Source organism: Pseudomonas helmanticensis, assembly GCF_900182985.1.
In the GTDB taxonomy this organism is placed as follows: Bacteria; Pseudomonadota; Gammaproteobacteria; order Pseudomonadales; family Pseudomonadaceae; genus Aquipseudomonas; species Aquipseudomonas helmanticensis.
The window spans coordinates 4,990,845-5,013,287 of record NZ_FXUY01000001.1 but is presented as its reverse complement, the minus strand read 5'-3'; the positions used below and the strand labels follow the sequence as shown (position 1 = coordinate 5,013,287).

Annotated in this window: 17 protein-coding genes and 1 tRNA gene; 15 read left to right on the top strand and 3 right to left on the bottom strand. The window is 58.5% G+C overall.

The genetic code is table 11. The annotated features are described in order from the left end of the window. Positions 1 to 29 precede the first annotated feature (29 nt). The 7 genes from apaG (at position 30) to QOL84_RS22325 (ending at position 8,114) form a co-directional block, all read left to right on the top strand. Entirely contained in the window at positions 30 to 410 is a 381-nt protein-coding gene (gene apaG / locus QOL84_RS22355) for a Co2+/Mg2+ efflux protein ApaG (RefSeq protein WP_283438576.1), read from the top strand. Beyond that, positions 410 to 1,291, top strand: a complete 882-nt coding sequence (locus QOL84_RS22350) for a symmetrical bis(5'-nucleosyl)-tetraphosphatase (protein ID WP_283438575.1) — start codon at positions 410 to 412, stop codon at positions 1,289 to 1,291. The genes apaG and QOL84_RS22350 overlap by 1 nt, the downstream gene beginning before the upstream one ends. A 33-nt stretch (positions 1,292 to 1,324) precedes the next feature. Beyond that, positions 1,325 to 1,654 (top strand): thiosulfate sulfurtransferase GlpE, encoded by a 330-nt coding sequence (gene glpE / locus QOL84_RS22345; protein ID WP_283438574.1) that lies wholly within the window; start codon positions 1,325 to 1,327, stop codon positions 1,652 to 1,654. Positions 1,655 to 1,951: 297 nt separating this feature from the next. Further along, positions 1,952 to 3,874 (top strand): PrkA family serine protein kinase, encoded by a 1,923-nt coding sequence (locus tag QOL84_RS22340; RefSeq protein ID WP_007910115.1) that lies wholly within the window; start codon positions 1,952 to 1,954, stop codon positions 3,872 to 3,874. A gap of 121 nt (positions 3,875 to 3,995) precedes the next feature. After that, entirely contained in the window at positions 3,996 to 5,267 is a 1,272-nt protein-coding gene (locus QOL84_RS22335) for a YeaH/YhbH family protein (RefSeq protein WP_008085192.1), read from the top strand. Beyond that, entirely contained in the window at positions 5,264 to 6,826 is a 1,563-nt protein-coding gene (locus QOL84_RS22330) for a SpoVR family protein (RefSeq protein ID WP_129395764.1), read from the top strand. The genes QOL84_RS22335 and QOL84_RS22330 overlap by 4 nt, the downstream gene beginning before the upstream one ends. A 64-nt stretch (positions 6,827 to 6,890) precedes the next feature. Further along, the gene (locus QOL84_RS22325) at positions 6,891 to 8,114 is read left to right on the top strand and encodes a multifunctional CCA addition/repair protein (RefSeq protein ID WP_283438573.1); all 1,224 of its coding nucleotides are present in this window, start codon (positions 6,891 to 6,893) and stop codon (positions 8,112 to 8,114) included. Between the two features lie 90 nt (positions 8,115 to 8,204). On the opposite strand, the gene folK is transcribed toward QOL84_RS22325, so the two are convergent. Together folK and folB are read right to left on the bottom strand one after the other, a co-directional pair. Next, a complete protein-coding gene (gene folK, locus QOL84_RS22320) occupies positions 8,205 to 8,720 on the bottom strand; it encodes a 2-amino-4-hydroxy-6-hydroxymethyldihydropteridine diphosphokinase (protein ID WP_129395766.1) in 516 nt (171 codons plus the stop codon). Further along, on the bottom strand, positions 8,711 to 9,067 hold the full coding sequence (folB, locus tag QOL84_RS22315; protein WP_064390789.1) for a dihydroneopterin aldolase: 357 nt from the start codon (positions 9,065 to 9,067) through the stop codon (positions 8,711 to 8,713). The genes folK and folB overlap by 10 nt, the downstream gene beginning before the upstream one ends. 74 nt (positions 9,068 to 9,141) lie before the next feature. Here folB and plsY point away from each other — a divergent pair, with 74 nt between their 5' ends. Next, a complete protein-coding gene (plsY, locus tag QOL84_RS22310; RefSeq protein WP_129395768.1) occupies positions 9,142 to 9,711 on the top strand; it encodes a glycerol-3-phosphate 1-O-acyltransferase PlsY in 570 nt (189 codons plus the stop codon). A 23-nt stretch (positions 9,712 to 9,734) separates the two neighbouring features. Here plsY and tsaD read toward each other — a convergent pair whose 3' ends face one another. Beyond that, positions 9,735 to 10,760, bottom strand: a complete 1,026-nt coding sequence (tsaD, locus tag QOL84_RS22305; RefSeq protein ID WP_283438572.1) for a tRNA (adenosine(37)-N6)-threonylcarbamoyltransferase complex transferase subunit TsaD — start codon at positions 10,758 to 10,760, stop codon at positions 9,735 to 9,737. 199 nt (positions 10,761 to 10,959) lie between these two features. On the opposite strand from tsaD, the gene rpsU reads away from it, so the two are divergent. The 7 genes from rpsU (at position 10,960) to QOL84_RS22270 (ending at position 22,443) form a co-directional block, all read left to right on the top strand. After that, positions 10,960 to 11,175 (top strand): 30S ribosomal protein S21, encoded by a 216-nt coding sequence (rpsU, locus tag QOL84_RS22300; protein ID WP_002551877.1) that lies wholly within the window; start codon positions 10,960 to 10,962, stop codon positions 11,173 to 11,175. Positions 11,176 to 11,660: 485 nt separating this feature from the next. Further along, positions 11,661 to 13,625: a DNA primase gene (gene dnaG / locus QOL84_RS22295; protein ID WP_283438571.1), complete on the top strand. Its 1,965-nt coding sequence runs from the start codon at positions 11,661 to 11,663 to the stop codon at positions 13,623 to 13,625. 67 nt (positions 13,626 to 13,692) lie between these two features. Beyond that, on the top strand, positions 13,693 to 15,537 hold the full coding sequence (rpoD, locus tag QOL84_RS22290; protein ID WP_283438570.1) for an RNA polymerase sigma factor RpoD: 1,845 nt from the start codon (positions 13,693 to 13,695) through the stop codon (positions 15,535 to 15,537). 126 nt (positions 15,538 to 15,663) lie between these two features. Beyond that, positions 15,664 to 19,410, top strand: a complete 3,747-nt coding sequence (locus QOL84_RS22285; RefSeq protein ID WP_129395772.1) for a bifunctional diguanylate cyclase/phosphodiesterase — start codon at positions 15,664 to 15,666, stop codon at positions 19,408 to 19,410. 15 nt (positions 19,411 to 19,425) lie between these two features. Further along, positions 19,426 to 19,502: transfer RNA gene (locus QOL84_RS22280), tRNA-Ile, on the top strand. Between the two features lie 572 nt (positions 19,503 to 20,074). Continuing rightward, on the top strand, positions 20,075 to 20,536 hold the full coding sequence (locus QOL84_RS22275) for an Lrp/AsnC family transcriptional regulator (protein ID WP_038363402.1): 462 nt from the start codon (positions 20,075 to 20,077) through the stop codon (positions 20,534 to 20,536). Positions 20,537 to 20,760: 224 nt separating this feature from the next. Beyond that, positions 20,761 to 22,443 carry a flavin monoamine oxidase family protein gene (locus tag QOL84_RS22270; protein ID WP_283438569.1) on the top strand — a complete coding sequence of 561 codons (1,683 nt, stop codon included), beginning with the start codon at positions 20,761 to 20,763 and terminating at the stop codon, positions 22,441 to 22,443.

The following is a 22,443-nucleotide window of genomic DNA, read 5'->3' as shown; positions in this document are numbered from 1 at the left end:
CGCGTTCCGCTTCGTTTAAGGCCTTTTGCATGTCCGATTCCCGTTACCAGGTCGATGTCAGTGTCGTTACCCGCTATCTGGCAGACCAATCGCAACCCGAGCACGACCGCTTCGCCTTCGCCTACACCATCACCGTGCAGAACAATGGCGAGCAGCCTGCGCGCCTGATGTCGCGACATTGGGTGATCACCGATGGCGACGGGCATGTCGAAGAAGTGCGCGGCGCCGGTGTCGTCGGCCAGCAACCGCTGATCGACGCAGGCCAGAGCCATACCTACAGCAGCGGCACGGTGATGACCACCAAGGTCGGCACCATGCAGGGCTCTTACGAAATGGTCGCCACCGACGGCAAACATTTCGACGCCATCATCAAGCCGTTCCGTCTCGCCGTACCCGGAGCTCTGCACTGATGGCAACGTATGCCGTCGGCGACCTGCAAGGCTGCCTCGAACCGCTCAAATGCCTGCTCAAGCAAGTGGCGTTTGACGCCAAGCTCGATCGCCTGTGGCTGGTCGGCGATCTGGTCAACCGTGGCCCGCAATCGCTGGAAACCCTGCGTTTTCTGTACCGCATGCGCGAATCGATGGTCTGCGTACTGGGTAATCACGATCTGCATTTGCTGGCAGCGGCGAAAAACATCGAGCGCCTGAAGAAGTCCGACACCCTGCGCGAGATTCTCGAGGCGCCGGACAGCGCCGAATTGCTGGAATGGGTACGCCAGCAAAAGCTGATGCATTACGACGAAACACGCGATGTCGCCATGGTGCATGCCGGCATTCCACCGCAATGGTCGCTGAGCCGCGCGCTGAAGTGCGCCGCCGAAGTCGAAGCCGCCCTGCGTGACGACAATCTGTTCCCTGCCTACCTCGACGGCATGTACGGCAACGATCCGGCGAAATGGGACAACGATCTCAAAGGCGTGACCCGTTTGCGCGTCATCACCAACTATTTCACGCGCATGCGCTTTTGCACCGCCGAAGGCAAACTCGACCTCAAGAGCAAAGAAGGCCTCGACACCGCCCCTCCCGGATTCAAACCTTGGTTCCAGCACAAGGAGCGCAAAACCCGCGGCTTGCGGATTATCTTCGGTCACTGGGCAGCACTCGAAGGCAACATCCATGAGCCGGGTATCTCGGCGCTGGACACCGGTTGCGTCTGGGGCGGCAGCCTGACCCTGATGAACGTCGACAGCGGCGAACGCCTGTCATGCAAATGCGACGAACACGGCGGCCTCGCCCAGACTGTCGCACCACTTATCCCCGAAACTTCGCCAGTCAGCGCACCGCGTTAGACTGCGCTTTCAGCCGAGCAACAGGAACCCGCCATGAGCGAATTCAAACGAATCCCCCCGGAACAGGCCCAGACCCTGCGTGAACAAGGTGCTGTCGTCGTCGACGTACGCGACCCGGCAACTTTTGCCGCCCTGCACATCAGCGGCTCGAAGCATCTGGACAATCATTCCTTGCACGCCTTCATCCAAGGCGCCGACCTTGATGCACCGACCGTGGTTGTCTGCTACCACGGCAATTCCAGTCAGGGTGCTGCGGCTTACCTGATCAGCCAAGGCTTCTCCGACGTCTACAGCATGGACGGCGGCTTTGAGCTGTGGCGTACGACTTATCCTGCGGAAACCGCCCAAGGCACCGCCGAATAATTTTTTTGCAACGCGCAGGCCCCGGCTCCCGTGGGCCTGCGCGGGCAGACGAACGGTCTTGCCACACATAATTACGTATCTCGCCTTTACCTCCCGAATTCCCAACTATCCTTAAGCCCAGGCCATCCAAAACAGGGGAGAGCCGGTACACCGGCGCACGGGTCATCGGGAGTGACTTTCGCGATTGTCGATCGTGAAAGTGTTCTGGGGGGTAAACAAACAGCTGCCGTAGCGGTTGTTTGCCAGCATCGACTGAGTGATCCGGCGTCGGCTCCACGTATCGAGCGAGGTGACGTCATGAGTATCTTTAGCCACTTCCAACAACGCTTCGAGTCCACACGCCAGGAAGAACTCTCGCTGCAAGAGTACCTGGAGCTGTGCAAGAAAGACCGTAGCGCCTACGTTTCCGCCGCCGAGCGTCTATTGCTGGCCATCGGCGAACCGGAACTGCTCGACACCTCGACCAACTCGAGGCTGTCACGCATCTTCTCCAACAAGGTGATCCGTCGCTATCCGGCCTTCGAAGACTTCCACGGGATGGAAGAATGCATCGACCAGATCGTCTCGTATTTCCGCCACGCCGCCCAAGGCCTGGAAGAGAAGAAACAGATCCTCTATCTGCTCGGCCCCGTCGGCGGCGGTAAATCGTCGCTGGCCGAGAAGCTGAAACAACTGATCGAAAAAGTGCCCTTCTACGCGATCAAGGGTTCGCCGGTATTCGAATCGCCTTTGGGCCTGTTCAACGCCACCGAAGATGGCGCGATCCTCGAAGAAGACTTTGGCATCCCGCGGCGCTACCTGAACACCATCATGTCGCCTTGGGCGACCAAGCGCCTGGCCGAATTCGGCGGCGACATCAGCCAGTTCCGCGTGGTCAAACTGTACCCTTCGATCCTCAATCAGATCGCCGTGGCCAAGACCGAACCGGGCGACGAGAACAACCAGGACATCTCGGCGCTCGTCGGTAAGGTCGACATCCGCAAACTCGAGGAATACCCACAGAACGACGCCGACGCCTACAGCTATTCCGGCGCGCTGTGCCGGGCCAACCAGGGCCTGATGGAATTCGTCGAAATGTTCAAGGCACCGATCAAGGTGCTGCACCCGTTACTGACTGCCACCCAGGAAGGCAACTACAACAGTACCGAAGGGCTTGGCGCGATTCCGTTCACAGGGATCCTGCTTGCCCACTCCAACGAATCGGAGTGGCACACCTTCCGTAACAACAAGAACAACGAAGCGTTCATCGACCGGATCTACATCGTCAAAGTGCCGTATTGCCTACGCGTCAGCGACGAAGTGAAGATCTACGACAAACTGCTGTTCAACAGTTCTCTGGCCAAAGCGCATTGCGCACCAGACACCTTGAAGATGCTTGCGCAGTTCACCGTGCTTTCGCGCCTCAAGGAGCCGGAAAACTCCAACATCTATTCGAAGATGCGCGTCTACGACGGTGAAAACCTCAAGGACACCGATCCGAAAGCCAAGTCGATTCAGGAATACCGCGATTCGGCGGGTGTCGACGAGGGCATGAACGGTCTGTCGACGCGCTTCGCGTTCAAGATCCTCTCCAAGGTCTTCAACTTCGATCCGCATGAAATCGCCGCCAACCCGGTGCACCTGCTCTATGTGCTGGAACAGCAGATCGAACAGGAACAGTTCCAGGCCGAGACCCGCGAGCGCTATCTGCGCTACCTGAAGGAATACCTGGCGCCGCGTTATATCGAATTCATTGGCAAGGAGATCCAGACAGCTTATCTCGAGTCTTACAGCGAGTACGGCCAGAACATCTTCGACCGTTACGTGCTGTACGCGGACTTCTGGATTCAGGATCAGGAATACCGCGATCCGGAAACCGGCGAGATCCTCAACCGTGTTGCCCTCAACGAAGAACTGGAGAAAATCGAGAAACCGGCCGGCATCAGCAATCCGAAGGATTTCCGCAACGAAATCGTCAACTTCGTACTGCGCGCACGGGCCAACAACAACGGCAAGAATCCGACCTGGCTCAGCTACGAAAAACTGCGGGTGGTCATCGAGAAGAAAATGTTCTCGAACACCGAGGATCTGCTGCCAGTCATCAGTTTCAACGCCAAGGCCAGCAAAGAGGATCAGCAAAAGCACAACGACTTCGTCACTCGAATGGTCGAACGCGGCTACACCGACAAACAGGTACGGCTTCTTTCCGAATGGTACCTGCGGGTACGGAAGTCGCAGTGAAGCAGCTGCAAGCTTCTAGCTACGAGCTGCAAGAACAAAGCGCGTAACCCACGGATGCCCGGGAAACTGCTTTTACTTGCAGCTTGAGGCTCACAACTTGAAGCTGCCCGGAGGGCTTCCTATGAGTTATGTGATCGACCGACGTCTCAATGGCAAGAACAAGAGCACGGTGAACCGCCAGCGTTTCCTGCGGCGTTACCGTGACCACATCAAGAAGGCTGTCGAAGAGGCGGTCAGCCGCCGTTCCATTACCGATATGGAGCACGGCGAACAGATCAGCATCCCCGGTCGCGACATCGACGAGCCGGTGCTTCACCACGGCCGCGGCGGCAAGCAGACCGTGGTTCATCCCGGCAACAAGGAGTTCACTGCCGGCGAGCACATCGCCCGACCACCGGGCGGTGGCGGCGGACGTGGCCCGGGCAAGGCCGGTAATTCCGGCGAAGGCATGGACGAGTTCGTCTTCCAGATCACTCAGGAAGAATTCCTCGAATTCATGTTCGAAGACCTCGAACTGCCCAACCTGGTCAAACGCAACCTGAGCGGCACCGACACCTTTAAAACCGTACGTGCCGGGATCAGCAACGAAGGCAATCCTTCGCGCATCAACATCATCCGCACTCTGCGTTCGGCCCATGCACGACGCATCGCCCTGTCCGGCAGCAGCCGGGCAAAACTGCGTGAGGCTAAAGAAGAACTTGAACGGCTGAAACGCGAAGAGCCGGACAACTTCGGCGATATTCAGGAACTCGAAGCAGAAATCGAGAAACTCAGCGCGCGTATTCATCGCGTACCATTCCTCGACACCTTCGACCTGAAATACAACCTGCTGATCAAACAACCGAACCCCAGCTCGAAAGCCGTGATGTTCTGCCTGATGGACGTGTCCGGCTCCATGACCCAGGCGACCAAGGACATTGCCAAACGCTTTTTCATCCTGTTGTACCTGTTCCTGAAACGGAACTACGACAAGATCGACGTGGTGTTCATCCGCCACCACACCAGCGCACGGGAGGTCGACGAGGAGGAGTTTTTCTATTCGCGGGAAACCGGCGGCACCATCGTTTCCAGCGCATTGAAACTGATGCAGGAGATCATGGCCGAGCGTTATCCAAGCAACGAGTGGAACATCTACGCGGCGCAGGCTTCCGACGGTGACAACTGGAACGACGACTCTCCGATCTGCCGCGACATCCTGATCAACCAGATCATGCCGTTTGTGCAGTACTACACTTACGTGGAGATCACCCCGCGCGAACATCAGGCCTTGTGGTACGAATACGAACGCATCGCCGACGCCTTCTCTGACACTTTTGCCCAGCAGCAACTGGTCTCGGCCGGGGATATCTATCCGGTCTTCCGTGAACTCTTCCAGCGCAGGTTAGTGACATGACCGCCAAAGAGCAGAAGCGCCAACCCATTTCCACCGGCTCCGAATGGACGTTCGAGCTGATCCAGACCTACGACCGCGAAATCGCCCGTATCGCGGCCGGCTATGCGCTGGACACCTATCCCAACCAGATCGAAGTGATCACCGCCGAGCAGATGATGGACGCCTATGCCTCGGTGGGTATGCCGCTGGGTTACCACCATTGGTCCTACGGCAAGCACTTCCTCAGCACTGAAAAATCCTACAGTCGCGGGCAGATGGGCCTGGCGTACGAAATCGTCATCAACTCGGATCCGTGCATCGCTTATCTGATGGAAGAAAACACCATCTGCATGCAAGCGTTGGTGGTTGCCCACGCGTGCTATGGCCACAACAGCTTTTTCAAGGGCAATTACCTGTTCCGCACCTGGACCGATGCCAGCTCGATCATCGATTACCTGGTGTTCGCCAAGCAGTACATCATGCAGTGCGAGGAGCGCCATGGCATCGACGCGGTGGAGGACTTGCTCGATTCCTGCCATGCGCTGATGAACTACGGCGTTGACCGCTATAAACGCCCCTACCCGATTTCCGCCGAAGAAGAACGGCGCCGGCAGAAAGATCGCGAGGAACACCTGCAGAAGCAGATCAACGATCTGTGGCGGACCATTCCCAAAGGCGCGGACAAATACAGCGACAAGGACAACGCACGTTTCCCGGCCGAGCCGCAGGAAAACATCCTCTACTTCATCGAAAAACACGCCCCCCTGCTGGAGCCTTGGCAGCGCGAGATCGTACGGATCGTGCGCAAGATCGCCCAGTATTTTTATCCACAGCGTCAGACTCAGGTCATGAACGAAGGCTGGGCGACGTTCTGGCACTACACGCTGATGAACGACCTGTATGACGAGGGCCTGGTGACCGACGGCTTCATGATGGAGTTCCTGACGTCACATACCAGCGTGGTGTTCCAGCCTGGCTTCGACAGCCCTTACTACAGCGGCATAAATCCCTACGCGCTGGGTTTTGCCATGTACCGCGACATTCGGCGCATGTGCGAAGAACCTACCGAGGAGGATTATCACTGGTTCCCGGAAATCGCCGGGACCGACTGGCTATCGACCATCAAGTTCGCCATGAGCAGCTTCAAGGATGAGAGTTTCATCCTGCAGTACCTGTCACCCAAGGTGATCCGTGACTTGAAGCTGTTCAGCATCATGGATGACGATCAGAAGGACGACTTGCTGGTGCCGGCAATCCATGACGAACCCGGTTACCGGATCATCCGCGAAACCCTGGCGGCGCAGTACAACCTGGGCAATCGTGAGCCGAACGTGCAGATCTACAGCATCGACCGGCGTGGTGACCGTTCGCTGACACTGCGTCACCAGCAGCACGACCGCAAACCGCTCGGTGATTCGACTGAGGAAGTACTCAAACACCTGCATCGCTTGTGGGGCTTCGACATTCATCTGGAAACCCTGCAAGGCGACCAGATCATGAAAACCCATCACGTTCCGCCACGCAGTGAACACAGCGAAGGGGATTACGGTCGGCTCGACCTCGCCGTCATCCATCTTTGATACGGTTCTGGCCTCCGAAAGTCTGACGCAAGGGTTATCCTGTCGGGCTAACGGAGGTTTTTTTATGCAGATTTTCAAGGTTGGCGGCGCGGTTCGTGATCGCTTGCTGGGCAAACCGGTCACCGATATCGATTGGGTCGTCGTCGGCGCTTCCACAGAGGAAATGCTCGCCAAAGGCTATCGCCCGGTCGGCGCAGATTTCCCGGTATTTCTTCATCCGAAAAGCGGAGAGGAGTACGCCCTCGCCCGCACCGAACGCAAGAGCGGGCGCGGTTACGGCGGCTTCACCTTTCACGCAAGCCCGGAAGTGACGCTCGAAGAAGATCTGATCCGCCGCGACCTGACCATCAATGCCATGGCCGAGGACGATCAGCAAAACCTCACCGATCCGTACCACGGCCAACGCGATCTTGAAGGGCGAATCCTGCGCCACGTTTCCCCGGCGTTCGCCGAAGATCCTCTCCGTGTTCTGCGCGTTGCCCGCTTTGCCGCGCGCTATGCCGGGCTAGGATTTACCGTCGCGCCGGAGACGCTGGAACTGATGCGTCAACTCAGCGAATCCGGCGAACTGCAAGCGCTGACCGCTGAACGCAGCTGGAAGGAAATCTCCCGGGCGCTGATGGAAGATCAGCCGCAGGTATTTATCCAGGTACTGCGCGACTGCGGCGCATTGAAAGTGCTGATGCCGGAAGTCGACGCGCTGTTTGGTGTGCCGCAACCGGAAGCCCATCACCCGGAAATCGACACCGGCCTGCACACCCTCAGCGTGCTGGAGCAATCGGCGCTGCACAAACAACCGCTGACCGTACGCTGGGCCTGCCTGCTGCATGACCTTGGCAAAGGCCTGACGCCTGAAGAAGAATGGCCACGGCATATCGCCCATGAGCACACCGGACTGAAGCTGATCAAAGCCGTAAACGAACGCTTCAAGGCGCCGAAGGACTGTCAGGAATTAGCCTTGCTGGTGGGCAAGTATCACACCCATGGGCACCGGGCACTGGAGTTGAAAGCATCGACGCTGCTGGAACTGTTGCAGAGTTTCGATGTTTATCGCCGGCCACAGCGGTTTGAAGAGTTTATTGCCGCGTGCGAGATGGATGCCCGGGGCCGCAAAGGGCTGGAACAGAGAAGTTACCCACAGGCGGATTATTTGCGCGGGGCGGCGAAGGTTGCGCGGGAGGTCGCGGTGCAGCCGTTGCTGGAGAAGGGATTCAAAGGGCCTGAATTGGGCGAAGCGCTGAAGCGTGAGCGGCTCAAGGCCTTGAAGGCTTACAAAGACAACGCTTGAAGCAAGATCAAAAGATCGCAGCCTGCGGCAGCTCCTACATGGAAAATACGCGTTTTTTCTGGAGCTGCCGCAGGCTGCGATCTTTTGCTTTTAAAGGTTCTCAGGCGTGAGCTGCTCGCCGCGCCACTCAAACCCGACCGGTGCCAGCACCTGATCAATCTGCGCCTCTGCCCACAACGTCGCGAAGCTTTTTCCCACACCCGGATGCACGCGATCCGGCGCAATCAGCGACAACGGCCACAGCACAAAGGCATTCTTCAGAATTTCAGCACGCGGCAGTACCAGTCCGTCAAAGTTACCGACCAGCTCGCCATACAGCAGCACGTCGATATCCAGCGGCAAACCCTTGCGATCCGGCGCGTAACGGCCGTTATCCGCCTCGATGAATTTCAAGCGGCGATCCAGCTCCATCAACGGCAGATCGGTATAGGCCGAGACCACAAAGTTGATGAACGGCCCGCTCTTGATGCCCACAGGCGCGCTCTCGAACACCGCCGAACAGCGGATATCGACAAGAAACTTCGCCAATGCATCGAGACCTGCGCGCAAATGGGTTTCGCGCTCGATATTGCTACCGAGCCCGAGATAGACCTGAGTCAGCGACATCCGCGCTCGATCTCCACACCCACGCCACCCTTCGCAGCCGGTACAGCGCCAGGCTTGGTCAGCTTCAAGCGAACCCAAGTAATCTTGAACTCGCTCATCAGCACTTCGACCAGACGCTCAGCGAAGGTCTCGACCAGTTGAAACTGCGCCTGCTCGGCAAAGGCCTGGATGCGCGTGGAAACACTGGCGTAATCGAGCGCCAGGGTCAGATCGTCACCGGCGGCGGCCGGGCGATTGTCCCAGGCGAAGCTCAGATCAAGACGCAGGCACTGTCGGATGCCGCGCTCCCAGTCGTAGGCACCGATCACGGTGTCAACTTCCAGGCCCTCGATAAACACTCTGTCCAAGCACTTTTCTCCGCTGCACGACAAGGGCGCAATGCGCCGTTAGAATCAGGGCGTCCTCGCCCGGAATAGTTAGCATGTTTTGGTTACTGGCGACTCTCGCCTACCTGCTCGGCTCGCTGTCCTTCGCCATTTTGCTCAGCCGCCTGACCGGAAATCCGGATCCGCGAATGAGTGGCTCGGGTAATGCCGGCGCCACCAACATGCTGCGCCTGGTCGGTCGCAAACTGGCGATCCTGACCTTGCTGGGTGATCTGTGCAAAGGCCTCGTGCCGGTGCTGATCGCAGCGGCTGTGGGCCTTTCTCTTCAGGATCAGGCGTGGATCGGCGTGTGTGCCGTGATCGGTCACCTGTTCCCGCTGTATTTTCGCTTCCGTGGCGGCAAAGGCGTCGCCACCGCTGCCGGCATGCTGCTGGGCCTGTATCCCCCCGCCGCGCTGCTGGCAGTATGCGCCTGGTTGCTGACGTTTTACCTGACCCGCACCAGCTCGCTCGCTGCGCTGATCGCCACGCCACTGACCCTGCCGTTGCTGGCCTGGCAGGAACCGGAGGCGCTGTTGCCGATGAGCGCGCTGACACTGCTGATCGTCTGGCGTCACCGCGGCAATCTACGCGACCTGTTTGCCGGGCGCGAACGGCATTTTTAAATACCGCTCATGAGCGCCGCTCATCACAACGCCGACAACTGCTCCATCGGCCAACGTGCCTGCACGCTGATCGCCAGGCTTTCCTGCTGACCGGCCTGCAAACGCTGGCAACCGGCAAACGCGATCATCGCGCCGTTGTCGGTGCAGAATTCGGGACGGGCATAAAACACATCGCCCTTCATGTCGCCGAGCATTTTCTCCAGCGAAACGCGCAAGGCCTTGTTGGCACTGACGCCGCCAGCAATCACCAGACGCTTCATGCCCGCCTGTTTCAGGGCGCGCTTGCACTTGATGGTCAAAGTCTCCACCACGGCCTGCTGGAACGCCAGCGCGATGTCGCAACGGGCTTGCTCGTTGTCGTCCCCGGCGCTGACGCACTGCTGCCAGGCGTTGAGCGCAGAGGTTTTCAGACCACTGAAGCTGAATTGCAGACCAGGGCGATCGCACATCGGACGCGGAAAGGTGAAACGTCCTGCGACGCCCTTCTCCGCCAACTTGGCGATTTCCGGCCCACCCGGATAATTGAGGCCCATCATCTTCGCGGTTTTGTCGAATGCTTCACCGGCAGCGTCGTCGAGTGTCTCGCCGAGCAGGCTGTATTGACCGATGCCATCGACCTGAACCAGCTGCGTATGACCGCCGGAGACCAACAAAGCGACGAACGGGAATTCCGGCGGTTCTGGCTCCAGCATCGGCGCGAGCAAATGCCCTTCCATGTGGTGCACGCCAAGCGCCGGAATGCCCCAGGCAAACGCCAACGCCTGGGCGCAGGAAGCACCGACCAGCAACGCACCAACCAGGCCAGGACCCGCGGTATAGGCGATTGCGTCGATCTCGGTCGGCACACAGTCAGCCTCGGCCAACACCTGACGAATCAAGGGCAGCATGCGCTTGACGTGGTCACGCGAGGCGAGTTCCGGCACCACACCGCCATAAGCGCGGTGCAGGTCGATCTGGCTGAACAGTGCGTCGGCCAGCAGGCCGCGTTCACTGTCATATAATGCGACGCCGGTTTCGTCGCAGGAGGTTTCTAATCCCAGTACTAGCATGGGTTTGCGCCTTGTTTAGGCTGAATTCGAAGGCGCGCATAATAGTCGTCGCGGGATGCCCCGACCAGCGGTTTTCGATCAGAGGCTTTGCATTCCGAGCGATGAGGGGTTAACATCCGCAACCCTTAAAAACCGACGTCTTCAAGTGCTCTTTTGCCGCGAGGATGTTGACCCCGGTAATGAATGAAGGTAGCTCTGGATGCCAGCCGTCAAAGTTAAAGAGAACGAACCCTTCGACGTAGCTCTGCGTCGTTTCAAGCGCTCCTGCGAAAAAGCCGGTGTACTGGCTGAAGTTCGTAGCCGCGAATTTTACGAGAAGCCAACTTCTGAGCGTAAGCGCAAAGCAGCAGCCGCTGTTAAGCGTCACGCCAAGAAAGTTCAGCGCGAACAGCGCCGCGCCGTTCGTCTGTACTAATACACAGACGTTCGTAGCAAGCTTCTTGCCTAAGCCCGGCTCTGAGCCGGGCTAATGGCATTTGCGTAAAACGCTTGATGCTTCAATGTCGAAGCCGCACACGCGACCGAGACAAATCTGCTTCAAACGTCAGACCTGGCTCTTTTGCCAGCGGTGCACGTCTTTTCTGACGAGCCTTTCAAGGCTACTGACGAGCACACCCACTGATTCCTCTTACGACGATCAGCCCAAGGCACCTGCATGCGTGCCCGCTTTATTGAGCTATCCGAGGCCCTTTAACGGCCGCCAGCGGATTCAGCGCAACACTTTCAAATAGTCGAAAACTGATGGGTACTAACGTCAGTGGATTTTCGGCAGATACACTTCCCGACAGCGATTACGCAGACGACACCGGTCGAGCCGCACCTTTTGCGCGCTTCAAACAACGACCCGCGCCCGCCAGCCTTACGCATCGGACTTATTGCAGCGCAGACGACGAGAATGCCATGGCCGGGCTAATTCCCCAGAGCTTCATTGACGACCTGCTGAACCGCACCGACATCGTCGACGTGGTCAGCTCGCGCGTGCAATTGAAGAAGGCCGGCAAGAACTACACCGCCTGTTGCCCGTTTCACAAAGAGAAAACCCCGTCCTTCAGCGTCAGCCCCGACAAACAGTTCTATTACTGCTTCGGCTGCGGCGCCGGCGGTAATGCCTTGGGCTTTCTCATGGATCACGACAACCTGGATTTCCCCCAGGCGGTCGAGGATCTGGCGAAAGCCGCCGGCATGGAAATCCCCCGCGAAGAAAGCGGCCGCGCGCACAAACCGCGCCAGCCGACCGATTCGCCGCTGTACCCGTTGCTCACCGCCGCTGCCGACTTTTACAAGCAGGCGCTCAAGAGCCATCCATCGCGCAAAGCTGCGGTGGACTACCTCAAGGGCCGCGGCCTGACCGGTGAGATCGCCCGGGATTTCGGCCTTGGCTTCGCGCCGCCGGGCTGGGACAACCTGTTCAAGCACTTGAGCAGCGATACGCTTCAGCAAAAAGCCATGATCGACGCCGGCCTGCTGATCGAGAACGCCGAAACCGGCAAACGCTATGACCGCTTCCGCGATCGCGTGATGTTCCCGATCCGCGACACCCGCGGCCGCATCATCGCCTTCGGTGGTCGCGTACTCGGCGACGACAAGCCCAAGTACCTGAACTCCCCGGAAACCCCGGTATTCCATAAAGGCCAGGAACTCTACGGTCTTTATGAAGCACGCAAGAACAACCGCAACCTCGACGAAATCATCGTCGTCGAAGGCTACATGGACGTCATCGCTCTCGCCCAGCAAGGCCTGAAGAATGCCGTCGCGACGCTGGGCACAGCGACCAGCGAAGAACATTTGAAGCGCCTGTTCCGCGTCGTACCGAACGTGCTGTTCTGCTTCGACGGTGACCAGGCTGGCCGTAATGCCGCCTGGCGCGCACTCGAAGCAACGCTGTCGAGCCTGCAGGACGGCCGTCGTGCGCGCTTTCTGTTTCTGCCAGAAGGCGAAGACCCGGACACCTTGGTTCGCGCAGAAGGCACTGACGCGTTCAAGGCGCGGATCAATCAGCACGCGCAGCCGCTGGCCGACTATTTCTTCCAGCAATTGACCGAGGAAGCCGATCCGCGCTCGCTCGAAGGCAAGGCCCATATGGCCACCCTCGCCACACCGCTGATCGACAAGGTGCCAGGTGCCAACCTGCGCATCCTGATGCGTCAGCGCCTGAGCGAAATCACCGGCCTGAGCAGCGAAACCGTCAGTCAGCTGGCGCAAAGCGCGCCGCAGGAAGCGCCGCCGGCCTACGATCCGGGCATCAATTACGACGCAATGCCGGACTACAGCGACTACCATCAGCCGCAGGCACAGGACATGTATGTGCCGCAGCAGGAATGGACGCCGAAGAAACCCGGTGCCGGCGGCAAGAAATGGGACAAGAAGCCCTGGGACAAGAACGGCAAGCGTGGCGGTGATCGCGATCAGCAACGCCCGCGCACGCCGATTGGCGTCGAGTCGCCGACCCTGACCGCCCTGCGCACACTGCTTCATCACCCGCAATTGGCCGAGCGCGTCGAAGATGCCGGGCACATTGCCGACGAAAATCAGACCAACGCCCAGCTACTTGTGGCGCTGCTCGAAGCCGTACAGAAGAATCCCAAGCTAAACTCATTTCAGTTGATCGCGCGATGGCACGGCACTGAACAGGGTCGCTTGCTCAAGGCACTGGCAGAAAAGGAATGGTTGATTGACGGAGATAACCTTGAACAACAGTTTTTCGACACCATTACTAGCTTGTCAGCCCGCCAACGCGAGCGAAATCTTGAACAGTTACTCAGGAAAGCGCGTCAAGGCGAACTGAGTCTCGAAGAGAAAAATCAACTGCGCGACCTTCTAAGTCGCAATGTTTCCGCATCAAACCCGACCTCAACTGGCGCGTGAGGTCATAGCTCAGGTATAATCCTCGGCTTGTTTTTTGCCCGCCAAGACCTTCAGTGGATAGGGTGTTATGTCCGGAAAAGCGCAACAGCAGTCTCGTATTATTGAGTTGATCAAACTGGGTCGTGAGCAGAAGTATCTGACTTACGCCGAGGTCAACGACCACCTGCCCGAGGATATTTCAGATCCAGAGCAGGTGGAAGACATCATCCGCATGATTAACGACATGGGGATCCCCGTACACGAGAGTGCTCCGGATGCGGACGCCCTTATGTTGGCCGACGCCGATACCGACGAGGCCGCTGCGGAAGAAGCAGCCGCTGCGTTGGCAGCGGTGGAGACCGATATCGGTCGCACCACTGACCCAGTGCGCATGTACATGCGTGAAATGGGTACGGTCGAGCTTCTGACTCGTGAAGGCGAAATCGAAATCGCCAAGCGGATCGAAGAGGGCATTCGTGAAGTGATGGGCGCAATCGCGCACTTCCCTGGCACGGTTGACCACATTCTCTCCGAGTACACCCGCGTCACCACCGAAGGTGGTCGCCTGTCCGACGTCCTGAGCGGTTATATCGACCCGGACGACGGCATTGCGCCGCCTGCTGAAGTGCCGCCGCCAGTCGAAGCGAAAGTCGCGAAAGCCGACGACGAAACCGACGACGAAGAAGCTGAATCTTCCGATGACGAAGAAGAAGCCGAAAGCGGTCCGGATCCGGTCATTGCTGCACAGCGCTTTGGCGCCGTGGCTGATCAGATGGAAGTCACCCGCAAGGCGCTGAAAAAGCACGGTCGCAGCAATAAGGCAGCGATTGCCGAATTGCTGGCTCTGGCCGAGCTGTTCATGCCGATCAAACTGGTACCGAAGCAATTCGAAGGTTTGGTCGAGCGTGTTCGCGGTGCCCTGGATCGCCTGCGTCAGCAAGAGCGCGCGATCATGCAACTGTGTGTACGTGATGCACGTATGCCACGCGCCGATTTCCTGCGTCAGTTCCCGGGCAATGAAGTCGACGAAAGCTGGTCCGACGGTCTGGCCAAAGGCAAGAGCAAGTACGCCGAAGCCATCGGTCGCGTTCAGCCGGACATCATTCGTTGCCAGCAGAAACTGATCGCGCTGGAAACCGAGACCGGTCTGACCATCGCTGAAATCAAGGACATCAACCGTCGCATGTCGATCGGTGAGGCCAAGGCCCGCCGCGCGAAGAAAGAGATGGTTGAAGCCAACTTGCGTCTGGTGATCTCGATCGCCAAGAAGTACACCAACCGCGGCCTGCAATTCCTCGATCTGATCCAGGAAGGCAACATCGGTCTGATGAAAGCGGTGGACAAGTTCGAATACCGTCGTGGTTACAAGTTCTCGACTTATGCCACCTGGTGGATCCGTCAGGCGATCACTCGCTCGATCGCTGACCAGGCACGCACCATCCGTATTCCGGTGCACATGATCGAGACGATCAACAAGCTCAACCGTATTTCCCGGCAGATGTTGCAGGAAATGGGTCGCGAACCGACCCCGGAAGAGCTGGGCGAACGCATGGAAATGCCTGAGGACAAGATCCGCAAGGTATTGAAGATCGCTAAAGAGCCGATCTCCATGGAAACGCCGATCGGTGATGACGAAGACTCCCATCTGGGTGACTTCATCGAAGACTCGACCATGCAGTCGCCAATCGATGTCGCCACTGTTGAGAGCCTGAAAGAAGCGACTCGCGAAGTACTGTCCGGCCTCACTGCCCGTGAAGCCAAAGTACTGCGCATGCGCTTCGGTATCGACATGAACACCGACCATACACTCGAAGAAGTGGGCAAACAGTTTGACGTAACGCGTGAGCGGATCCGTCAGATCGAAGCCAAGGCGCTGCGCAAGCTGCGCCACCCGACGCGAAGCGAGCATCTGCGCTCCTTCCTCGACGAGTGATACCAGAACCCCCGGCCCAGGCCGGGGGTTTTGTTTATATGGCAGATTAAGTTCCTCGCACCACCCCTCCCCCGCATACCCCGTCTACACTCGAAACAATCATCCCCGAGCCATAACGAGAGCGTTATGCCCAGACTGGCGTCCGTGCTTTTTTTGCTGTCACTGATGATCTGGACCGCAACGGCTGACGCGCTGACTCTGACCGATGAAGAACGTAGCTGGCTGGCGGCTCACCCGGATTTGCACCTTGGTGTGGACGCGTCGTGGCCGCCGTTCGAGTTCCGCGACGACCAAAACCGCTACCAAGGGCTGGCAGCCGACTATATCGACGTTATTCGTCAACGCCTCGCGATCAAACTCACGCCCATCGAACCCGTGAGCTGGACAGAAGTGCTGGAGCAGGTCAAACAAGGCAAGATCGATCTGTTGCCAGGGATCATGTCGACCCCGGAACGCCAGACCTACCTGTCATTCACCCGGCCTTACCTCGACTTCCCGATTGTCATCCTCGCCCACGTCGGAGGCGCGCAGCCGCGCAAACTCGAAGACCTCTACGGTCTGAAAATCGCCGTGGTGGAAAACTACGCGCCGCATGAGCTTTTGCGCACGCACCACCCGGATCTGAATCTGGTGGCCATGCCCAATGTCAGTTCCGCCTTGCAGGCCCTGGCCACCGACGAGGTCGACGCGGTGGTCGGCGACCTCGCTTCCAGCGTCTGGAGCCTGCGCCAGCTCAAACTCGACGGTTTGTACGTCAGCGGCGAAACCCCTTATCGCTATCAATTGGCGATGGCCGTACCCCGCGACAACAAAATGCTGGTGGGCATTCTGGATAAAGTCCTGGCCGACATGAGTCCGGACGAAATCAGCAGCATTCAGGAGCACTGGGTCGGCAACGTTCTCGATCATCGGACATTCTGGTCAGATCTATTGGTTTACGGCCTGCCCGGCTTGCTCCTGCTGGTGATCGTGCTGGCCGTGGTGATCCGCATCAACCGGCGCCTGAGTTCGGAAATCGCCCGGCGAATCGACCTCGAGCAGGAGTTGCGCAGCAGCGAGTATCACTATCGCGGGCTGGTGGAGAGCCTGTCGGCCATCGCCTGGGAAGCGCGGATGAGCGACTTCACCTACAGCTATGTGTCCCCGCACGCCGAAGATCTGCTCGGTTATCCACAATCGCACTGGCTGATTCCGGGTTTCTGGCGAAATATCATTCATCCGGCAGATCTGACCCGAGCTCAGGCCATCTGTGATGACGCCGTACGCGAGGGTCGCGATCACACGCTCGACTATCGGGTAATCACCGCCGATGGGCGCTGCCTGTGGGTGCGCGACATTGTCAGCCTGATCGAACACGGTCATGAGCCGGTGATGCGCGGCTTGATGATCGACATCAGTGAGACCAAGCGCACCGAAGAGGCTTTGCGCCTGTCCGAGCAGAAATTTGCTTCGGTATTCCAGCAATGCCCGGACATTCTGGTAATCGCGCGGCTGTCCGATGGCTGTTTGCTGGAGGTCAACGAAGCGTTTGAGGAACAGATCGGACTGAAGGCCGAAGAAGTCATTGGCCAGACCGCCACCGATCTGAATATCTGGGGCATTCCCGGGGTCGGTCCGGGCCTGTTGCAGCGCTTGCAGGCCGGCAGCATCCGCAACCTGGAAATGCCCTTTCGCCGCAACAACGGCCAAGTATTTACCGGCCTGATTTCCGCCGAGCCGTTCGACCTCGACACCACTCCGGCACTGGTGGTAGTGGTGCGCGACATTACTCAGCTCAAGGAAACCCAGCAGCAACTGCAAACCTCGGAAGAGAAGTTCGCCAAGGCGTTTCATGCCTCGCCCGATGGCTTGCTGTTGTCACGCCAGAGCGATGGCCTGCTGCTGGAGGTCAACGAAGGCTTCAGCCGCATCACCGGTTTCAACAGCGCGATGTCGGTGGATCGCTCGGCGCTGGATCTGGGCATCTGGGTCAATCTCAACGAACGCAAACAGATGCTCGATCTGCTGCATCGTGACGGTTTCGTACGCGACTTCACCTGCCATATCCGCCGCAGCGACGGGCTGATCCGCCTTTGCGAAGTCTCCAGCCGACCTCTGCCAATCGGCGAAGAAGACTGCATGCTAACCATCGCCCGGGACATTACCGAACGCCATCTGATGCAGGAAAAATTGCAGCAGGCGGCAACTGTGTTCGAGAGCACCGCCGAAGGCGTATTGATCACCGACACCCAGCAGCACATCAGCGCGGTCAATCGGGCCTTCACCGAAATCACCGGTTACAGCGAAAGCGAGGCGCTCGGCCACACGCCGCGTCTGCTCGCCTCCGGCCTGCATGACAGCGCGTTCTACGCGGCGATGTGGCATCAGTTGACCGACGAGGGGCATTGGCAAGGCGAAATTTCCAACCGACGCAAGAACGGCGAGTTGTACCCGAGCTGGCTGACCATCAGCGCCGTGCGTAACCGCGACAAATTCATTACCCACTTTGTCGCCGTGTTCGCCGACATCTCCAGTCTCAAGCATGCGCAGGCCAAGCTCGACTATCAGGCACACCACGACCCACTGACCGGCCTGCCGAACCGCACGCTGTTCGAAAGTCGTCTGCTCATGGCACTGAACAATCAGCAGGAAAACGGTGGTCAGGGCGCTGTGCTGTTCCTCGATCTTGATCGCTTCAAACACATCAACGACAGCCTCGGCCACCCGGTCGGCGACCTGCTGCTCAAGGGCATCGCCGTGCGCCTCAAAGAGCAACTGCGCGACATCGATACCGTGGCGCGACTGGGCGGCGATGAATTCATCATCCTGCTGCCCGGCCTGCAGCAGGCCAGCGACGCCGACAACATCGCCACCAAGCTGCTCAACTGCTTCGGCGCGCCGTTCCAGGCCGGTGAGCATGAGTTCTTCATCAGCGCGAGCATCGGCACCAGCTTGTACCCACGTGACGGTTGCGACGTCGCTACGCTGGTGAAAAACGCCGACGCGGCGATGTACCGCTCCAAAGCCAAGGGCCGCAACCGCGTCGAGAGCTATACCCGCGACCTCACCGCCCAAGCCAGTGAGCGTGTGGCGCTGGAGCACGAACTGCGCCGAGCCATCGAGCGCGATGAGTTGCACCTCTATTACCAGCCAAAAATCAGCCTCGACGACCACCGTCTGGTCGGCGCTGAAGCACTGATCCGCTGGCGGCACCCGACCTTCGGCGAAGTACCACCTGAGCACTTCATCCCGCTCGCCGAAGAGAACGGCATGATTCTGCAGATCGGCGACTGGGTGCTGGAGACCGCGTGCCGGCAGATGTTCGAGTGGAATCAGGTCTATGACAGCCTCGGCCCATTGTCGGTGAACCTCGCCGGCGCACAATTGCGTCAGCCGAACCTGCTCGGCCGCATCGAACAATTGCTCAACGACAACGGCCTGATGCCGGATTTACTGCAACTGGAAATTACCGAGAATTTCATCATGAGTCAGGCCGAAGAGGCGCTGGCCGTGCTGCACCAACTCAAACACCTCGGCGTTCAACTCGCGATCGATGACTTCGGCACCGGCTATTCCTCGCTCAGCTACCTCAAGCGCTTGCCGCTGGACATCCTTAAAATTGACCAGTCCTTCGTCCGTGGGCTGCCCGATGACCCCCACGATGCGGCGATTGTCCGGGCCATCATCGCACTGGGCCGCAGCATGCAATTCACCGTCATCGCCGAGGGTGTGGAAACCCAGGCACAGCAGCAATTCCTCGCCGCCGAAGGCTGCGAACAGATCCAGGGCTACATCGTCAGCCTGCCGCTGCCACCGGAAGAATTCGCGGCAACGTTTCTTCGTGTAACCGTATCGGATTATTCGGATAGCACAGCCGAGAAACCGTCGCTATAATCCGCGACCTACTGAGGGCCTATAGCTCAGTTGGTTAGAGCAGAGGACTCATAATCCTTTGGTCCACGGTTCAAGTCCGTGTGGGCCCACCAAATTGAAAGCCGCGCTAAATGCGCGGCTTTTTCTTGGGCGGTCGATCGGTAAACGTCAAAAAACATCAGTTATCCGAAACCGCGCAACTCACACCATTTTTCTCCTTCAGCCTTTTAACTTTTGGAAGCACTGGAAAGCAGAAAGCCCCGACGCTTTCGCATCAGGGCTTTCTGTGAATCTCTATCGGCTTGTTCTTTCACGGCTACCCGCATATCCCGCTCACTGGCTGGGAGTGACTTGCGCCACCGAAATCAACACCCCTTGCTACCAAGGTTCCGGTCAGTGCTGAGGTGGCGATGATAGTGCCCGCCCCTTACGCAGGCAAATAAAAAGGGCAGCATTAAGGCTGCCCCATGGGTATTCAAATCCTGATATCTGCATCCTCAGGAAATTGGATTAGAGGTCTCACCTTACACCGACGTAGCAGCATCGCTGAGGTACCTACGTCTGCTGAAGCCCTGCAAGGCAGCAGATTTCGCGCTCTTGCCCACATCTTTGACAAGGATCAGCGTCGTGTCAACTTGGTAGTCTTGTAACATGCGTAATTCACCCCCCCTCATGGAGCCGCCCCTTGCCAGACACCCGCCCGCCCGCACTCGATGAAATCGACCGTCAGCTAATCGCCGCACTGCAAATCAACGCCCGCGAAAGTGTGGCCATGCTTGCCCGGCAATTAGGCATTGCGCGCACCACCGTGACCTCTCGATTGGCGCGGCTGGAAAAGGCCAAGGTCATCACCGGTTATGGCGTACGTCTGGGCCAGCGCGTGGTCGATGGCGGCTTGCAGGCCTACGTCGGGATCAAGGTGCAGCCGCGTTCCGGCAAAGAGGTAGTGCGCCGGTTGAGTGCGATGGCGCAGGTGCAGCAGTTGTGTGCGGTGAGTGGCGAGTTTGATTATGTGGCGTGGTTGCGTACGGATTCGCCGGAGCAGCTCGATCAGTTACTGGATCAGATTGGTAGCGTGGATGGGGTGGAGAAGACGACGACCTCGATTATTTTGAGTAGCAAGATTGATCGGGGGCAGCCGGTTTGAGTGTTGGCCATATCATTTCGGTTGGCTGATAAGGCCTCTTCGCGGGCAAGCCCGGCTCCCACATTTTGGTCGGTGTGCAGGCAGCATTCGTCAGATTGATCAGCTTATTGGCAAAACGACGACACTTTGCGTCTTATTAACGTACTCTACGCTCCCTAGAATGGCTGGCATCTTTTCCTATACTCAGACGCGCATCCCGCGTCGGGTCGCCAGCAAGGTCAACCATGAACAAGAACAATCGCCATCCTGCAGACGGTAAGAAACCAGTCACCATTTTCGGCCCGGACTTTCCGTTCGCGTTTGACGACTGGATCGAACACCCGGCCGGCCTCGGTAGTATTCCTGAACATAATCACGGCGCCGAAGTGGCGATTGTCGGCGCAGGCATTGCCGGTCTGGTGGCCGCTTACGAGCTGATGAAGCTTGGCCTGAAACCGGTGGTTTATGAGGCGTCGAAGCTTGGTGGTCGTTTGCGCTCGCAAGCTTTCAACGGCACCGATGGCATCGTCGCTGAACTTGGCGGCATGCGCTTCCCGGTCTCTTCCACGGCGTTCTATCACTACGTCGACAAGCTCGGGCTTGCGACCAAACCTTTTCCGAACCCGTTGACGCCAGCCTCCGGCAGCACCGTGATCGACCTGGAAGGCAAAACCCACTACGCACAGAAACTGGCGGATCTTCCTGCGCTGTTCCAGGAAGTGGCTGACGCCTGGGCGGATGCACTGGAAGCCGGCTCGCAGTTCGCCGATATCCAGCAAGCCATCCGTGACCGTGATGTGCCGCGCCTGAAAGAGTTGTGGAACACCTTGGTGCCGCTGTGGGACGACCGCACGTTCTATGACTTCGTCGCCACCTCGGAAGCCTTCGCCAAACTGTCGTTCCATCACCGCGAAGTATTCGGTCAGGTCGGTTTCGGTACCGGCGGCTGGGACTCGGATTTCCCTAACTCGATGCTGGAAATCTTCCGCGTGGTGATGACCAACTGCGACGATCACCAACACCTGGTGGTCGGCGGCGTCGAGCAAGTACCGCAAGGCATCTGGCGGCATGTGCCGGAGCGCTGCGTGCATTGGCCAGAAGGCACCAGTCTGAAATCCCTGCACCGTGGCGCGCCGCGCTCCGGCGTGAAGAAAATCGCTCATGCGCCGGATGGCCGTTTCGCCGTCACCGACAACAACGGCGACACCCGCGAATACGCTGCTGTGCTCACCACTTGCCAGAGCTGGCTGCTGACCACGCAGATCGAGTGCGACGAAACCCTGTTCTCGCAGAAGATGTGGATGGCGCTTGATCGCACTCGCTACATGCAATCTTCGAAGACTTTCGTGATGGTCGACCGGCCGTTCTGGAAGGACAAGGACCCGGAGACCGGCCGCGATTTGATGAGCATGACCCTCACCGATCGCCTGACCCGTGGCACCTATCTGTTCGACAACGGAGACGACAAACCGGGCGTGATCTGCTTGTCGTACTCGTGGATGAGCGACGCCTTGAAGATGCTCCCGCACCCGGTGGAAAAACGCGTTGAACTGGCGCTGAACGCGTTGAAAAAGATCTACCCGAAAGTCGACATTGCCGCACGGATCATTGGCGATCCGATCACCGTTTCCTGGGAAGCCGATCCGTATTTCCTCGGTGCGTTCAAAGGCGCACTGCCCGGCCACTACCGCTACAACCAGCGCATGTACGCGCACTTCATGCAGGACGACATGCCCGCCGAGCAACGCGGAATTTTCATCGCTGGCGACGACGTTTCGTGGACGCCGGCATGGGTCGAAGGCGCGGTACAAACCTCGCTCAACGCGGTGTGGGGGATCATGAAGCATTTCGGCGGTTCGACACATAAAGCGAACCCCGGCCCAGGTGATGTGTTCAAAGACATCGGCCCTATCGCCCTGCCCGAGTAA

Coding starts and splice junctions, on each gene's coding strand:
- QOL84_RS22325 (WP_283438573.1), top strand. CDS start 6,891: ATGCAGATTTTCAAGGTTGGCGGCGCGGTTCGTGATCGCTTGCTGGGC.
- QOL84_RS22270 (WP_283438569.1), top strand. CDS start 20,761: ATGAACAAGAACAATCGCCATCCTGCAGACGGTAAGAAACCAGTCACC.
- QOL84_RS22335 (WP_008085192.1), top strand. CDS start 3,996: ATGAGTTATGTGATCGACCGACGTCTCAATGGCAAGAACAAGAGCACG.
- glpE (WP_283438574.1), top strand. CDS start 1,325: ATGAGCGAATTCAAACGAATCCCCCCGGAACAGGCCCAGACCCTGCGT.
- QOL84_RS22330 (WP_129395764.1), top strand. CDS start 5,264: ATGACCGCCAAAGAGCAGAAGCGCCAACCCATTTCCACCGGCTCCGAA.
- rpsU (WP_002551877.1), top strand. CDS start 10,960: ATGCCAGCCGTCAAAGTTAAAGAGAACGAACCCTTCGACGTAGCTCTG.
- QOL84_RS22350 (WP_283438575.1), top strand. CDS start 410: ATGGCAACGTATGCCGTCGGCGACCTGCAAGGCTGCCTCGAACCGCTC.
- plsY (WP_129395768.1), top strand. CDS start 9,142: ATGTTTTGGTTACTGGCGACTCTCGCCTACCTGCTCGGCTCGCTGTCC.
- rpoD (WP_283438570.1), top strand. CDS start 13,693: ATGTCCGGAAAAGCGCAACAGCAGTCTCGTATTATTGAGTTGATCAAA.
- folK (WP_129395766.1), bottom strand. CDS start 8,720: ATGTCGCTGACTCAGGTCTATCTCGGGCTCGGTAGCAATATCGAGCGC.
- dnaG (WP_283438571.1), top strand. CDS start 11,661: ATGGCCGGGCTAATTCCCCAGAGCTTCATTGACGACCTGCTGAACCGC.
- QOL84_RS22340 (WP_007910115.1), top strand. CDS start 1,952: ATGAGTATCTTTAGCCACTTCCAACAACGCTTCGAGTCCACACGCCAG.
- QOL84_RS22285 (WP_129395772.1), top strand. CDS start 15,664: ATGCCCAGACTGGCGTCCGTGCTTTTTTTGCTGTCACTGATGATCTGG.
- tsaD (WP_283438572.1), bottom strand. CDS start 10,760: ATGCTAGTACTGGGATTAGAAACCTCCTGCGACGAAACCGGCGTCGCA.
- apaG (WP_283438576.1), top strand. CDS start 30: ATGTCCGATTCCCGTTACCAGGTCGATGTCAGTGTCGTTACCCGCTAT.